Source organism: Streptomyces sp. NPDC059009 (assembly GCF_042740175.1).
In the GTDB taxonomy this organism is placed as follows: Bacteria; Actinomycetota; Actinomycetes; order Streptomycetales; family Streptomycetaceae; genus Streptomyces.
The window spans coordinates 16,187-30,768 of the sequence record NZ_JBHYJB010000049.1; the positions used below are offsets into that span (position 1 = coordinate 16,187).

The 14,582-nt window shown below is 73.0% G+C and carries 15 protein-coding genes; 4 read left to right on the forward strand and 11 right to left on the reverse strand.

Annotation, left to right across the window (positions count from 1 at the left end):
• Positions 1-5: 5 nt before the first annotated feature.
• Both ACFWYM_RS37190 and ACFWYM_RS37195 read right to left on the reverse strand, forming a co-directional pair.
• Entirely contained in the window at positions 6-482 is a 477-nt protein-coding gene (locus ACFWYM_RS37190; protein WP_384847352.1) for a hypothetical protein, read from the reverse strand.
• 36 nt (positions 483-518) lie between these two features.
• Entirely contained in the window at positions 519-1,880 is a 1,362-nt protein-coding gene (locus tag ACFWYM_RS37195; RefSeq protein ID WP_384847354.1) for a peptidase C39 family protein, read from the reverse strand.
• Positions 1,881-2,131: 251 nt separating this feature from the next.
• Here ACFWYM_RS37195 and ACFWYM_RS37200 point away from each other — a divergent pair, with 251 nt between their 5' ends.
• The 3 genes from ACFWYM_RS37200 to ACFWYM_RS37210 all read left to right on the forward strand — a co-directional run bounded on the left by ACFWYM_RS37200 (position 2,132) and on the right by ACFWYM_RS37210 (position 7,227).
• Positions 2,132-2,719 (forward strand): uridine kinase, encoded by a 588-nt coding sequence (locus tag ACFWYM_RS37200; RefSeq protein WP_384847356.1) that lies wholly within the window; start codon positions 2,132-2,134, stop codon positions 2,717-2,719.
• Positions 2,720-3,204: 485 nt separating this feature from the next.
• The gene (locus ACFWYM_RS37205) at positions 3,205-5,100 is read left to right on the forward strand and encodes an AAA family ATPase (RefSeq protein WP_384847358.1); all 1,896 of its coding nucleotides are present in this window, start codon (positions 3,205-3,207) and stop codon (positions 5,098-5,100) included.
• Positions 5,101-5,241: 141 nt separating this feature from the next.
• Entirely contained in the window at positions 5,242-7,227 is a 1,986-nt protein-coding gene (locus ACFWYM_RS37210) for a sensor histidine kinase (protein ID WP_384847360.1), read from the forward strand.
• Here ACFWYM_RS37210 and ACFWYM_RS37215 read toward each other — a convergent pair.
• Genes ACFWYM_RS37215 through ACFWYM_RS37225 form a run of 3 tightly spaced genes read right to left on the reverse strand, consistent with a single transcriptional unit; the run spans position 7,212 to position 8,602 of the window.
• A complete protein-coding gene (locus tag ACFWYM_RS37215) occupies positions 7,212-7,502 on the reverse strand; it encodes a hypothetical protein (RefSeq protein WP_384847362.1) in 291 nt (96 codons plus the stop codon). The genes ACFWYM_RS37210 and ACFWYM_RS37215 overlap by 16 nt on opposite strands.
• Before the next feature lie 18 nt (positions 7,503-7,520).
• Complete coding sequence (locus ACFWYM_RS37220) at positions 7,521-8,111, reverse strand: LGFP repeat-containing protein (RefSeq protein WP_384847364.1); 591 nt, start codon at positions 8,109-8,111, stop codon at positions 7,521-7,523.
• Entirely contained in the window at positions 8,108-8,602 is a 495-nt protein-coding gene (locus ACFWYM_RS37225; protein ID WP_384847366.1) for a hypothetical protein, read from the reverse strand. Before ACFWYM_RS37225 ends, ACFWYM_RS37220 begins: the two co-directional genes overlap by 4 nt.
• A 257-nt stretch (positions 8,603-8,859) precedes the next feature.
• Here ACFWYM_RS37225 and ACFWYM_RS37230 point away from each other — a divergent pair, with 257 nt between their 5' ends.
• On the forward strand, positions 8,860-9,549 hold the full coding sequence (locus ACFWYM_RS37230; RefSeq protein ID WP_384847368.1) for a response regulator: 690 nt from the start codon (positions 8,860-8,862) through the stop codon (positions 9,547-9,549).
• Between the two features lie 36 nt (positions 9,550-9,585).
• Here ACFWYM_RS37230 and ACFWYM_RS37235 read toward each other — a convergent pair whose 3' ends face one another.
• The 6 genes from ACFWYM_RS37235 to ribH form a co-directional block, all read right to left on the reverse strand.
• Positions 9,586-10,659 (reverse strand): hemolysin family protein, encoded by a 1,074-nt coding sequence (locus tag ACFWYM_RS37235; RefSeq protein ID WP_384847370.1) that lies wholly within the window; start codon positions 10,657-10,659, stop codon positions 9,586-9,588.
• Entirely contained in the window at positions 10,656-12,089 is a 1,434-nt protein-coding gene (locus ACFWYM_RS37240; protein ID WP_384847372.1) for a hemolysin family protein, read from the reverse strand. The genes ACFWYM_RS37235 and ACFWYM_RS37240 overlap by 4 nt, the downstream gene beginning before the upstream one ends.
• Before the next feature lie 266 nt (positions 12,090-12,355).
• On the reverse strand, positions 12,356-12,847 hold the full coding sequence (locus ACFWYM_RS37245) for a PH domain-containing protein (RefSeq protein ID WP_384847374.1): 492 nt from the start codon (positions 12,845-12,847) through the stop codon (positions 12,356-12,358).
• A 20-nt stretch (positions 12,848-12,867) separates the two neighbouring features.
• Positions 12,868-13,716 (reverse strand): ATP phosphoribosyltransferase, encoded by an 849-nt coding sequence (gene hisG / locus ACFWYM_RS37250; protein ID WP_384847376.1) that lies wholly within the window; start codon positions 13,714-13,716, stop codon positions 12,868-12,870.
• Positions 13,717-13,770: 54 nt separating this feature from the next.
• Positions 13,771-14,043 carry a phosphoribosyl-ATP diphosphatase gene (locus ACFWYM_RS37255; protein WP_384847378.1) on the reverse strand — a complete coding sequence of 91 codons (273 nt, stop codon included), beginning with the start codon at positions 14,041-14,043 and terminating at the stop codon, positions 13,771-13,773.
• Positions 14,044-14,078: 35 nt separating this feature from the next.
• Positions 14,079-14,564 carry a 6,7-dimethyl-8-ribityllumazine synthase gene (gene ribH / locus ACFWYM_RS37260; RefSeq protein ID WP_384847380.1) on the reverse strand — a complete coding sequence of 162 codons (486 nt, stop codon included), beginning with the start codon at positions 14,562-14,564 and terminating at the stop codon, positions 14,079-14,081.
• Between the last annotated feature and the right edge of the window lie 18 nt (positions 14,565-14,582).

Here is a 14,582-nt window from a genome sequence, read left to right on the forward strand (position 1 = left end):
GGGGTTCAGGCGGGGGCTCGTTCGTAGACCACGCCGAAGTCCTCCGCCCAGGTGACGCCGTCCTTGGAGAGCTCCCAGGCCCCGGTCAGCGTGTCGCCGCCCGCGTCGAAGCGGGCGGCGAACCGCTGGTGGAAGCCGGGGGCGGCGCGCCAGATCCGCAACTCCCCCTCGGCGAAACCGAGTCCGTAGACCCGGGAGACGCCGCGCGCGTCGGCGTGCAGCATCGTGAAGCGCTCCTCCGTCTCGTCGTAACCCGTGATCGTGACGGTCGGGAAGGGGTGGTGGTCACGCCACTCCTGCGGCATCTCCACGTCGGGGGCGAGGTCCGCGCGCTGGACCAGGAAACCCCCGTCGTCCGTCCATGCCCACTCGGCGAGGACGGGACCGACCCGGGGGCCGCCGCCCGGCACCGCGTACATGCGCCACCGCCCCACCAGGGGGTCGAGTGCGCGCAGGGCGGGGTGGTTCGTGGGCTGCCGCATGGTGTGCCTCCCGTCTCGGTGCCCGGCTCTCGGTGCTCAGCGCACCCCCACCGCCGCGAGCGCCTTGCGCTGACGCTCCGAGGGGCGTGCCGGGAAGTACAGATAGCAGACGCCGCCCGTGCCCGACACCACCTTGCCCTGGGCGTTCTTGCGCTTGGTGCGCAGCCAGATGTTCTCCCACTCGCGCCTCTTGTAGACGCGCCGCACGGCCGGGTCGCTGGGCGACGCGGGGTCGTTGGCGATCACGTCGCCGGCCGCCGTGAAGCCGATGACCGTCATGAGGTGGCCCGCCGTGCCGTAGCCCGCGCCCGTGAGCTCCTCCTTCAGGAACGACTGTGACGTTATGGCCGGGATGCCCGCGGCGATCAGCGACTCCAGCTCGGTGAGCGAGGCGAGGCGCGTGACGACGCCCTGGAGGTCCTTGTACGTGGCGGCGTAGGCGGCGTTGAAGGGCCAGTTGCCGCAGCCGTTGTACTGGTAGTCGAAGGTGAAGCGGGCCGCGTGGCAGACCTGTGGGTCGGCGTACGAGGGGTCGACCCAGGCGAGGTCCGCGGGGGTGGGCTTCCGGCCCCAGTACTCGATGATCATCTGCGAGGAGGTGGGGCTGCACCACGCCTCGCCGCCGTTGTCGTACTCCGGGTACTGGCCCGCGTGGATCTCCTGGGAGTAGCGCGGGACCTTCAGCTCCTTGGCGAGACCGGGGGCGGACGCGGGCACCGTGAAGCGGTCGGGGACCGCGGAGGCCATCGCGCCGAGCCGCCACACGGTGGGGGTGGCCGTGCTGCCGGGCCTGCGGTACAGGGTGAGACGGAGCCGGTAGGAGACGAGACGCAGTCCGGTGGCGGGGTCGTCGATGGAGAAGGTGTCGGTGTAGATGCTCGACTTCCCGTCCGTCTGGTCGTCCACGGACGTGCGACGGATGTCGGTCTCCTTGTCGTCACCGGAGGTCCAGCGGCCCATGACGTACCAGGGGGTCACGGCCTGGTCGCCGTATGTCCCCTGGAGCTCGACCTGGAGCCAGGTCCCGGCCGGGGTGCGGGCGTTCCAGGAGGCGACGACCTCGGTGGCGGGGACGGTGGAGCGGTGCACGGGCGAGGTCCACCGGGCGTACTCCCAGGTGGCCTTCTTGCCGGTGTGCGGGTCGGTGTAGTCGGTGGTGCCCGCGGGCTCGCCGATCACCACGCCGGGGCGGGCGCCCGCGACGACCCGGGTGCCGGCCGCGGTGCCGGCCGACCAGTCCGGCTGCGAGGTCCAGAAGCGGTTGTCGATGTGCCGGTCCGCGCGGGGGCGGCGGGCCGGGGCGGCGGCGAGGGCCGGGCTCACGGTGACGGCCGCGGCGGCCAGGGCAGCGGCCGTGCCGAGCACGGTTCTGCGGGACATGTCATCAGCTCGGTCCATGAGGGGACCCCCTGTGCGGTGTCGGCTGGTTCGGGGCGGGAGGGGCGGGAGGGGCGTGCAGGTGAGCGGGCGATGCGGGCGTGCGGGTGGGCGTGCGATGCGGGCGTGCGAGTGGGCCAACTATGGCCGCCGGGCCGTCAGTTCTGCCAGCGATTCGACCTTCGCCGGCCGGACCAATATTGGCCTCTACCTGTGGCATCACCTGGGACGGCGCGCTGAATCCTGTGGTGGAGCGACGTACGCTGCCGATCATGAGCACCTGCGACCTCACCCGTCTCGCCGACGCGCTGCTGAAGCTCCCGCCGTCCTGCGGGCCGGTCCGTCTGGTCGCCGTCGACGGGCACGCGGGCTCCGGCAAGTCGACGTTCGCGGGGCGGCTCGCCGCGGCGCTCGGCGGGGCACCCGTGCTGCGCCTCGACGACATCGCGAGCCACGAGGAGCTCTTCGGCTGGGACGGGCGGCTGCTGCGGGACGTCGTCGCACCGCTCGCGCGGGGCGAGGCGGCGCGCTATGCCGCGTACGACTGGACCGCGCGCCGCTTCGGGCCGGTGGACCGGGAGGTGCCGCCCGCCCCGGTCGTCCTCCTGGAGGGCGTCGGCGCCGGACGGCGCGCGGTGCGTCCGTGGCTGGCGCGGCTGCTGTGGATGGAGCTGCCCCGGGAGGAGTCCTGGGCGCGCGGGCGCCGCCGGGACGGAGAGGTGCAGCGCGCGTTCTGGGACGGCTGGGAGCCCGCGGAGCGCCGCCACTTCGCCGAGGACCCGACGGAACCCTTCGCTCAGCTTTTGGTGCGGCAGTGTCAGGAGGGATACGAGGTGCGTGAGAGGTCTCGTGAGGCGTGAGATGCAGCCCCGTCCATCACTCACAGTGACGGATTATCGGCGGTGTGCTGAACCCCCGGAAAACCGCTTCCACTTGGCTTGAAGAGATTCCCGGAGACCTCCAACTCGGCTTGACCCAGGGGCCATACAGGACTTACGTTCTGAAGGAGCGGCCGTAGCGGCCGCCCGCAGTCGCGAAGCCCCCGGTTGTTCCCCCGTGATCGGGGGCTTCGTTCTGCCTTCAAGGGCTCCTGAGCCGACGCCGGATGGCGTGATTCGCTCACCCTGGGTGACCGTCGGCCCGCCCTCTCCGTGCGAGATCCGGCAGCGCGGCACCCTACGGCGGACACCCTCCGCGCAGGTACGATGCCTCTCGGTGCGACTCACGGACGGCTTGCTCTGCGCACCGAGTCAACTCCCGTCCGCAGCACGGCGGTTCAGCGAAGGGCTGCCGCTGGGCACCGGCCCGGCGGCACACCACGGGGGCACGGTTTGTGGGGGACGTGATGGACTTCGACGCGGTGGGCGCACCGGCCCCGGCCGACCTCGCCTGGCTGCGGGGCGTCGACGCCTACACGATGGGCGCCTATCCCCAGGCGGAGGAGGAGTTCCGGGCCGCCGTACGGATGGATCCGGGCATGGCCGACGGCTGGCTCGGCCTGCACGCGCTGCGCATCGACACGACGACGGCGCTGCTGCGGATGTTCCAGCACCGCGACCGCTTCGGCGAGCAGCGCGCCCGGCACTCCCGCACCCTCAACTCCTGGTACTGGCTGGGCTGGTGGGTGCAGCCGGTCCTGGAGAGCGCCCGCGACCTGCTGCTCGCACACGCCTCGCACTGGCTGGACGGACGCCATGTGCCGGAGCTGGACCGGGCGCTCGCGGGGCTGCCGCCGGTGGACGCGGATCCGCAGGTGCGGTTCCTGCACGCCTGCCGGTCCTATCTGGTCAAGGACTGGGAGCAGTTGGTCCGGCACACCGACCCGCTGATCGACGACCCGATGCTCGGCATCGAGGCCGGGCTCTTCGGCGGCATGGCCCGGGTCCGCCTGGAGATGTTCGGGCAGGCCGAGCCGCTGCTCTCCGCCGCCCTGATGCGCTGCCGCAGCGAGCAGCCGCAGCGCAAGGAGCTGCGCTACTGGCTGGCCCGCGCGCACGAGGGCACCGGGCGCACCGCCGCCGCCCTGCCGCTGTACCGCGCGGTGCACCGGGTGGATCCGGCCTTCATGGACACCTCGGCCCGGCTCGCGGCCATCGCCGAGGGCGACGGGTACGACGAGGTGGGCGACCTCGCGGCGATCACCCTGGCCGGGCTCGGCCAGGACGTGACGGAGGCCCCCGAGGGCGGCGACCCGCTCTTCGAGCCGGACGGCCGGGACGTGAAGGTGACCGGCCCCGGGCTGCCCGCCGCCGGCGAGCCCGGACAGCCCCCGGTCGGCGGCCCCGCCGAGACCGACGCGGTGCGCGAGAAGGCGGTCATCCCGGTGCGCCCGGGCCCGAGCCAGCTCCCGCCGGGCCCCGCCGACCCCGCCCTGCTCACGGCGGCGCTCAACGAACTGGAGCGGATGGTCGGCCTGGAGCCGGTGAAGCGGCAGGTCAAGGCGCTCTCGGCGCAGCTGAACATGGCACGTCTGCGGGCCGAGCAGGGCCTGCCCGTCCAGCCGCCGAAACGACACTTCGTCTTCTCCGGCCCCTCGGGCACCGGCAAGACCACCGTGGCCCGCATCCTCGGCCGGGTCTTCTACGCGCTCGGGCTGCTCGGCGGCGACCACCTGGTGGAGGCCCAGCGTGCCGACCTGGTCGGCGAGTACCTGGGCCAGACCGCCGTGAAGGCCAACGAGCTGATCGACTCGGCGATCGGCGGGGTGCTCTTCGTCGACGAGGCGTACTCCCTCTCCAACTCCGGCTACGGCAAGGGCGACGCGTACGGCGACGAGGCGCTCCAGGTCCTGCTCAAGCGCGCCGAGGACAACCGCGACCACCTCGTGGTGATCCTCGCGGGCTACCCGGAGGGCATGGACCGGCTGCTCGCCGCCAACCCCGGGCTCTCCTCCCGCTTCACCTCCCGCGTCGACTTCCCCTCGTACCGCCCCCTCGAACTCACCTCGATCGGCGAGGTCCTCGCCGCCGACAACGGCGACGTGTGGGACGAGGAGGCCCTGGAGGAGCTGCGCTCCATCAGCGGGCACGTCGTCGGCCAGGAGTGGATCGACGAGCTCGGCAACGGCCGCTTCCTGCGCACCCTGTACGAGAAGAGCTGCGCCTACCGGGACTTGCGGCTCTCCGGCTACCCGGGCGCGCCGACCCGCGACGACCTGTCGACGCTGCGGCTGCCCGATCTGATGCAGGCGTACGGGGAGGTCCTGTCGGGGCGCGGACCGAGCGACCCGGGTCTCGCCTGACGCCCCTTCAGTCTCTGCTGACGCCCCCTCGTCATCCGATCGAGGCGTTTCGGGACGAAGCCGTCCGGATGTCTCTTCCCGTCCGCGACCCTGACCCCGAGGATCTTGCCGTGAGGGCGGACGCGGTGGGGGTGCGCAGTGGTGACCACCTGGCTGGCGTGGGGCTTCTTCGCCGTGGTGGCGGGCGCGGTGGGCGTGGGGACCGGGCTGTGGGCCCACTGCGGCCTGAGCTATCAACTGGCCGTCGACAGCTTCCTGGTGACCGATGCCGTGCTCGCGCTCGTCTTCGCGGGCTGCGGGGTCCCGGTGGCCTGGCGGCGGCCCGGCAACCCGGTGGGCTGGCTGCTGCTCGGCGGCGGCGCGGCGCACGCGGGCACGGTCGCGGCGCTCGGGCTGCTCGCGCTCGGCCTCGGCGAGGGCTGGGCGGAGCCGACGCTGCGGGCCCTCGTCACGGTCGCGCTCGCCTGCTGGCCGCTGGGGCTTCGGCTCTTCATCCCGCTCGCGCTGCTGCTGTTCCCGACCGGGCGGCTCCCCGCTCCGCACTGGCGGCCGGTCGCCTGGGGGACGGCCGCGGCCGGTGTGCTCTTCTGGATGTGGTGCGTGACCACGCCGCACCCGTACGCGGTCGGCGGACCCGTCGGCTATCTGCGCGTCCTGTCCTGGCCGCCCCTCGAACCGCACCGCACCCAGATCGACCTGGCGGGCATCTTCGTACCGATGCTCGTCGACCTCGCCGCCCTGGTCCTGCGCTACCGCTCGGGCGGCGAGCGGCTGCGGCGCCAGCTCCTGTGGCTGATGCTCGCGGTGCTCTGCGCGCTGCCGTGGTGGCCGCTCGGGATGAGCGCCGCCGGGCTCCAAGTCCTCGTCGTGACCCAGCCGTTGGCGATGGCCGTGGGCATCCTGCGCCCCGAGCTCTTCGACATCGAGTGGGTGGTGTCGCGCGCCCTGCTCTACCTCGCGCTCTCGCTGGGCGTCATCGGCGTCTACACGGGCGTCGTACTCTTCGTCGACCGGGTGCTCCTCGGCAGCTTCCACCTGGGCGGGGCGGCGCTGGTCGCGGTGGGCGTCGCGGTCGCCTTCCACCCGGTGCGCGGCGTGCTGCAGCGCCTCATCGACCGGCTGCTGTACGGGGACCGGGGCGACCCCGTGCGCGCGCTCGACCGGCTCGGCGCCCGGCTGCGCACGGAGGCGGGCCTGGACGGGCTGCTGCTCGTGGTGCGGGACGCGCTGCGGCTCCCCTACGCGGCGTTCCGCCTCGGCGGCCGTGCGGTGGCCGCGTCGGGCACGGCGGGGTCCGGGTGCGTGGTGGTGCCGCTGCCCGACCCCGGCACGGACCAGGCGGAGCTCGTCGTGGGCACCCGGCGGGGGCAGGCCCGGCTCGGGGCGGAGGACCTGCGCACCCTGAAGGTGCTGGTGGTACCGCTCGCGGTGGCGGTGCGTGCCACGGTCCTGTCCGAGGAACTCCGGGCCAGCCGCGAGCGGTTGGTCTCGGCGCGCGAGGAGGAGCGCCGGCGGCTGCGCCGCGATCTGCACGACGGGCTCGGCCCGACGCTCACCGGCCTCGCCTTCACCGCCGACGCCGCCCGCAATCTCGTCCGGGCCGAACCCGCGTCCGCCGAGCACCTCCTCGACCAGCTGCGCGGCCACGCGACCGGCGCCATCGAGGAGATCCGGCGGCTCGTGGAGGGCCTCAGGCCCCCCGCGCTCGACGAGTCGGGGCTCGTCGTGGCGCTGACCCGGCAGGCGGAGCGGCTCAGCCACCGGGTGGCGGGCGCTCCCCTCGCCATCACCATCGACGCGCCCGCGGCCCTCCCCCGCCTGCCCGCCGCCGTCGAGGTCGCCGCGTACCGGATCGCGGCGGAGGCCCTCACCAACGCCGCCCGGCACTCGCACGCCGACCACGCCCTGGTCCGGCTCCGCGTCGACGACTCACTGCGTCTCGACGTCACCGACAACGGCGGCCCGCCCACCACGCCGTGGCGGCCCGGAGTGGGCCTGACGACGATGGCGGAGCGGGCCGCCGAGCTGGCCGGGTGGTGCCGCGCGGAACCGGGGCCCGAGGGCGGCCGGGTCAGCGCGGAACTCCCGCTGCGGCGGGATGTGCCGGACGCTCAGACCCAGCTGTAGCGCACCCAGAGCGCCCACCGGATGCCGTCCGGAAGGCACTGGTAGGCGACCCAGCTCTGCAGCGCCACGCCTTCCTGTCCCACCTGCTCGCAGGAGGACTGGCTGTATGTGTAGTCGAAGAGGACCCAGTCGCTCTGGACGGCGAGGGACGGAGCCACGGCCGGGGCCTCTGGCGCCGGGGCCGCCGCGGCGGGCCCGGCGGCCGCCACGAGCCCGCCGCAGCAGGCGGCCAGGGCGACCAGCGCGACGCCGACTTCCTTGATCCTGCGATGCATTGTTCTCCTCCTGGGGCGCTACGGGACGAAGACGGGGGCCGGGATGGTCCAGCCCTGACGGCACTCGGACCCGCTCCACGGGTCGTAGTCGCAGCCCTCGACGATCACGTCGTACGTGCCGGGGCCCGGGATGCCGAACGTGTGGCTCCCCGAGGTGGAGCCCCCGCCGGGGAAGACGTCCTGCTGGCCGATGTTCTCGCCGTTGCGGTCCCAGCGGACGATGAACTTGTTGTACTTGAACGGGTTCGTCGGCCCCCAGTCGACCTTGATCGACTGGCCCTGCTGGTAGGCGGCGACCATCATCTTCTCGCCCTGGTCCGGCGACCAGGAGATCCCGCCGTGCAGGAAGGTCTGGTACTTCCCGGCCCGGCCGGGGGTGTCCAGCTCGGGCGAGGTCGGGCAGCCGAGGACGCCGCCCTCCCCGCCGAGGGACCACCACTTGTCGCCGATCAGGCCGCCCACCTGGTAGTTGCTGCACGCCGGGTCCTGCAGCCGGGCCGTCGTGGCGGTGGCCGCCCCGGTGGTCGCCTGCGCGCCCACGGCCGTGGGCAGCGCCAGTGCGGCGCCCAGGGCGAGAGCGGACAGCGCGTACGTGATCCGGTGCCTCATGAGTGACCCCCTCCGGGCGGCGGAGTGGTGCCGCCCCCTGTCGCGGTGATGGTGAAGGTGTTGCTCCACAGCAGCCCCGTGATGTCGCTGCCGGGCCGCCCGTCGTGGGCGGAGACGCTGACCTGCTCGCCGTTGGCGGCGCCCCAGATGACACCGCCGCAGAACGCGCCGGGGGCGATGGTCTTCATGTCGACGGAGGCCGTGAGATTGCCGGCCGGGTCGGAGGTGAACTGGTAGAGCGGGCTGCTCTGCCGGAGGTCGGGTGCGGTGCTGCCGTTGCACGGCAGCACGCCGGAGACGGCGATCCGGACGTAGACCGTGTGGCTGGGCAGGAACCCGCGGCCCTGGATCGCGCCTCCCGGACCGAAGGAGGCGATCACCGGCGGGGTGTCGGCCCTCGCCGGGGGCGCGGCCCCGGCGAGGGCCGCGCAGGCGACGACGGCGGTGGCCGCCGCCAGCGCCGTGCGCCGTCTCGGACATGTCGTTCGCATGGGTGGAACCCTTCGTTCAGGAACTGCTTGACCCCGAGGGTGTCCGCCGGACGCTCCCGCCGGTCAGGGCGCCCGCTCCCCACGGCACCGGGAAGACCTCCCGGCCGCGACGGGTGCCCGCACCCAGGACAAGGGGGTCCCGCGCCCGGACGATGGGTAGTGATCGACGTACGAAACGGCAATCCGCGTACGCAACGACGGACGTACGCAACGGAAAGCGAAACGGCACGCGCCGCGCCGCAGTTGGGAGCCGCGCCTTGACGACGCCCGCGAATCCCCCGAGGTCCTCGCCCCCCGCCGGGCTCACCGTGGTCCTGGCCGACGACCACCCCGTGGTCCGGGACGGGCTGCGGGCGCTGCTCGGCTCCATCGAGGGCATCGTGGTGGTCGGCGAGGCCGCCGACGGGCGCGCGGCGGTGCGCGAGACGCTGCTGCACCGGCCCCGGGTGCTCGTACTGGACCTGGAGATGCCGGAGTTGGACGGGGTCGGCGCGACCCGCGAGGTGATGGCGGCGGCGCCGGAGACGGCCGTGCTCGTGCTCACCATGTTCGAGGACGACGAGTCGGTGTTCGCGGCGATGCGGGCGGGGGCCCTCGGCTACATCCTCAAGGGCGCCGCTCAGGAGGAGATCGTGCGGGCGGTGCGGTGCGTGGCCGCGGGCGAGGCGATCTTCGGGCCGCGGATCGCCCGGCGGGTGGCCGAGTGGATGGCGCGGCCGCCGGGGGCCGGGGAGCGCTCGCCGTTCCCGGAGCTGACGGCACGCGAGCGGGAGGTGCTCGACCTGATCGCCGCGGGCCTGGCCAACCCGGCGATCGCCCGGAAGCTACGGCTCTCCCCCAAGACGATCTGCAACCACGTCTCGTCGATCTTCATGAAGCTCCAGGTCACCGACCGAGCGGCCGCGATCGTCCGGGCACGGGACGCGGGCATGGGACGGGCGCCGTAGTGGTCCACCACGACGCCCGCCCTCGGTGAACGGCTGTCAGCCCACCAACGCCCCGCCCCGCGCCGCCTCTTGGGGCCGGCGCGGGCCCGCCATCCGGTGGGCCGGGTCGCGCACCTCGCCCACGAGGAGTTCCAGGACGTCCTCCAGGGCGACGAGGCCGAGTACGCGGCCGGAGGCGTCCGCCACCTGGGCCAGGTGGGCCGCCGCGTGGCGCATGACCGTCAGGGCGTCGTCCAGGGGGAGTTCGGCGCGCAGCGTCGTCATCGGGTGCCAGACCTGCTGCGGCACCGCGCGGTCCGTCTCCTCCAGGTCGAGCACGTCCTTGACGTGGAGGTAGCCCATGAAGGCACCGGTCTCCGCGCGGACCGGGAAGCGGGAGTAGCCGGTGCGCCCGGTGAGTTCGATGATCTGGTCCGGGGTGACCGAGGGGCCGACCGTGACCAGCGAGGCACCGTCGAGCAGGACGTCCGTGACCGGGCGCGAGCCCAGCTCCAGGGCATCCTCCAGGCGCTCCTGCTCCTCCGGTTCGAGGAGCCCGGCCTGGCCGGAGTCCTCCACCAGGCGGTTCAGCTGCTCGCTGGTGAAGACCGCCTCGACCTCGTCCTTCGGCTCGACCCGGAACAGCTTCAGGACAAGGCGGGCCGAGGCGCCGAGCGCGGCCGTGACCGGGCGGCACAGGCGGGCGAAGGCGACCAGGCCCGGGCTGAACCAGAGCGCGGTCTTCTCGGGCGCCGCCATCGCGAGGTTCTTCGGGACCATCTCGCCGATCACGAGGTGGAGGAAGACGACGACGGCCAGCGCGATCACGTATCCGAGGGGGTGGATCATGCCCTCGGGCAGGTGGACCGCCTCGAAGACGGGCTCCAGGAGGTGCGCCACCGTCGGCTCCGCCACCGCGCCGAGCGTCAACGAGCAGACGGTGATGCCGAATTGGGCGGCCGCCATCATCTGCGGCAGATGCTCCAGGCCGTGCAGCACCTGGCGCGCCCGCTTCGTGCCCAGGGGCTCGATCTGGCTGCGGCGCACGGACACGAGCGCGAACTCGGCGCCCACGAAGAAGCCGTTGGTCAGCACCAGGAGGACGGCGAAGACGAGTTGCAGGACGCTCATCGGGTCGCCTCCAGAGCCGGGGTCTCCAGGACCTGCTCGTCCAGGGCGGGAATGACCGAGGCCGTGGCGGTGGCCGGTCGGGAGCGCTCCGGCGTCGCCTCCCTGGCCGCCGCCGCACCCGCACCCGCACCCGTCCGCACGATCCGCACCCGCTCCGCCCGGTAGTGCACGACCTGGCGCACCGAGAGCCGCCAGCCGGGCAGTTCGGCGCGGTCGCCGGGGGCGGGGATGCGGCCGAGGAGGTCGGCGACGAGTCCGGCCACCGTCTCGTACGGCCCCTCGGGGGCGTCGAGGCCGATGCGCCGGAGGGTGTCGACGCGGCAGCCGCCGTCGGCGTCCCACGCCGGGCGGCCGTCCTCGGCCGAGGCGGGGGCGAGTTCGGGCAGATCGAGCCGGTCGTGCTCGTCGCGGACCTCGCCGACGAGCTCCTCGACGATGTCCTCCAGGGTGACGACGCCCGCCGTGCCGCCGTACTCGTCGACGACGACGGCTATGGGCTGTTCGCTGCGCAGCCGCTCCAGGAGGGGCTGCACGGGCAGCGTCTCCGGGACGAGGAGCGGGGACTGGGCGATGCGGCTCACGGGCGTGCGCAGCCGATCGTGGCCGGGGACCGCGAGGGCGTCCTTGAGGTGCACCATGCCGACGACCTCGTCGATCCGCTCCCGGTAGACAGGGAAGCGGGACAGGCCGGTGGCGCGGGTGAGGTTCACGACGTCCTCGGCGGTGGCGCTGGACTGCAGGGCGCTGACCTTCACGCGGGGCGTCATCACATGCTGTGCGGTGAGCTCGCCGAGGGAGAGGGTGCGCACGAACAGGTCGGCCGTGTCCTGCTCCAGGGCGCCCGCCTGCGCCGAGTGGCGGGCGAGGGAGACCAGTTCGCCCGGGGTGCGGGCGGAGGCCAGCTCGTCGGCCGGTTCGACGCCGAGGGCGCGGACCAGGCGGTTCGCGACGGTGTTCAGGAGGGAGATCACCGGCCGGAAGAGCCGCGCGAACGCGTGCTGCGGGCCCGCGACGAACCGCGCGACCTGCAGCGGCCGCGACACGGCCCAGTTCTTCGGCACCAGCTCGCCGATGACCATCTGCACGGCCGACGCGAGGAGCATCCCGACGACCACCGAGACACCGGAGACGGCGCCTTCGGGGACGCCGATCGCCGTGAAGGGGCCCTTGAGGAGCTGCGCGAGCGCCGGTTCGGCGAGCATGCCGACGACGAGCGAGGTGATGGTGATGCCGAGCTGTGTCCCGGAGAGCTGGAACGACAGCTCCTTGAGGGACTCGACGACGGTACGGGCCCGCCGGTCGCCGTCGGCCGCGGCCTTCTCGGCGTCGGGCCGGTCGACGGTGACGAGGCCGAACTCTGCCGCCACGAAGAAGCCGTTGGCCAGGATCAGCAGGAAGGCAGCTCCAAGAAGGAGCAGAGGGACTGTCATGCCGCCGCCTTTGAGGATGACCCGGTCGTGCTGTGCTTTCCGGGGTTCCCGGTTCCCGTATGTCGGGAGGGGGCGGCGCAGGTACTACAGGACGATCCGTCCATCGCCGGAGGGAGTCACTCCTCATGTAGCAGGAGCCCCTGGGAGCCGGGCGGCCCGTCAGAGGCGGGGCGGCACATCGCGCGTGCCCCGCCCCCCAGATTAATCAAGACCGGGCCCGGGGCGGCAGGGCCCGCGCCCCTGAGCCGACCCCGATGTCCGCCGGGTCAGCCCTGAGGTCCGCCCTCGCGGCCGCCCGCGTGGGCGTCGGCGAGGGCGCGCAGGGCGCGGGCGTCGCTGATGGCGCGCTGCTTGGCGATGCCGGGCTGGATGCCGAGCGCGGGCAGGCTGGTGCCGTCGCTCAGGTTGAGGAACACCCAGGGGTCGCCCGGGCGCAGGTTCACCTGCACGATCTCGGCCCAGTCGAGGCTGCGGCTGGTGGCGATGTTGACGACGCGCACCCCCGAGTCGCTCGCCACGACCTTGGGCCGGGAGAGCAGGAGCAGCACGCCGAGCAGCAGCGCGCCGGTGAAGATGAAGCTGGTGCGCTCCCCCGGGCTGAGCTTGGGGAGGATCAGTGCGATCACCGTGAGGACCACGAAGATCGCGGCCCCGGCGGTCAGCAGCACCGCGCGGGTGCGGCCGGGCCGGAAGGTGACGGGCAGGGTGGGCAGCTCGCTCTGGTCGTACTGTCCGGGCTGGTCGTGCTGGTCGCTCATGGCGCTGGTCTCCTGCCCGGTCAGAGGCGGCAGGCGTGGATGGCGGTGGTGAGGATGGCCCGCGCGCCGATCGCGTACAGGTCGTCCATGACGCGCTGGGCGTCCTTGGTCGGGACCATGGAACGGACGGCGACCCAGCCCTCGTTGTGCAGCGGCGAGATCGTCGGGGACTCCAGGCCCGGGGTGAGGGCGACGGCCTGCTCCAGGTGCTCGGCACGGCAGTCGTAGTCCATCATCACGTACGTGCGGGCGACCAGGACGCCCTGGAGGCGGCGCAGGAACTGCTGGACCTTCGGGTCGTCGGCGGCCGCGCCCCGGGGGCGGATGACGCACGCCTCGGACTTCATGATCGGCTCGCCGAAGACCTCCAGGCCCGCGTTGCGCAGCGAGGTGCCGGTCTCGACGACGTCGGCGATGGCCTCGGCGACGCCGAGCTCGATGGCGGTCTCGACGGCGCCGTCGAGGTGCACCACGTTCGCCTCGACGCCGCGCTCGGCGAGGAACTTGCCGACGATGCCCTCGTACGAGGTGGCGATCGTCTTCCCGGAGAGGTCGGCCAGGTCCTTGACGGCGCCGGGCCGCGAGGCGAAGCGGAAGGTGGAGCGGGCGAAGCCGAGCGGCAGGATCGCCTCGGCGTCGGCGTCCGAGTCGATCAGCAGGTCCTCGCCGGTGATGCCGATGTCGAGCTTGCCGGACGACACGTAGATCGCGATGTCCTTGGGGCGCAGGTAGAAGAACTCGACCTCGTTGTCCGGGTCGACGGTGACGAGTTCCTTGGACTCCTTGCGCTGGCGGTACCCGGCCTCATGGAGCATCGCCGACGCAGGTCCGGACAGTGAACCCTTGTTGGGGACGGCGATGCGCAGCATGAGGGCGAATTCCTTTGTACGGAGGGTGGGTTGGGCTTGCGGAGAAGTGTGGCCCTAGAGGTGGGCGTACACGTCGTCGAGGGAGATGCCGCGGGCGACCATCATCACCTGCACGTGGTACAGGAGCTGCGAGATCTCCTCGGCGGCGGCCTCCTTGCCCTCGTGCTCGGCGGCCATCCAGACCTCGGCGGCCTCTTCGACGACCTTCTTGCCGATGGCATGGACGCCCTTGTCGACCAGCTCGGCGGTGCGGGAGGTCGCGGGGTCGCCGTTGGCGGCCTTCTGCTGGAGCTCGACGAAGAGCTCCTCGAACGTCTTCTTGGACATGATGGTCCCTACTTTACGTGGCCGCCCGGCACCCCTCAGCGCCAGGGCTCGGAGACGGTGCGCAGCGTGGTCGCGGTGGCGACGGCGGCGGTGACCGCTTCGTGCCCCTTGTCCTCGCTCGACCCCTCGATGCCCGCGCGGTCCAGGGCCTGCTCCTCGGTGTCGCAGGTGAGCACGCCGAAGCCGACGGGGACGCCGGTGTCCACGGAGACCTGCGTGAGGCCCTGGGTGACGCCCTGGCACACGTACTCGAAGTGCGGGGTGCCGCCGCGGATGACGACGCCGAGCGCCACGATCGCGTCGTAGCCGCGGCCCGCGAGGACCTTGGCGACGACGGGCAGCTCGAAGCTGCCGGGCACGCGCAGGACGGTCGGCTCGTCGATGCCGAGCTCGTGCAGGGCGCGCAGGGCGCCGTCGACGAGGCCGTCCATGACCTTCTCGTGCCACTGCGCCGCGATGACCGCGACCCGCAGGTCGCCGCAGTTCTTGACGCTCAGTTCGGGTGCACCCTTGCCGCTCACGCGCTTCTCCTCGTCGTA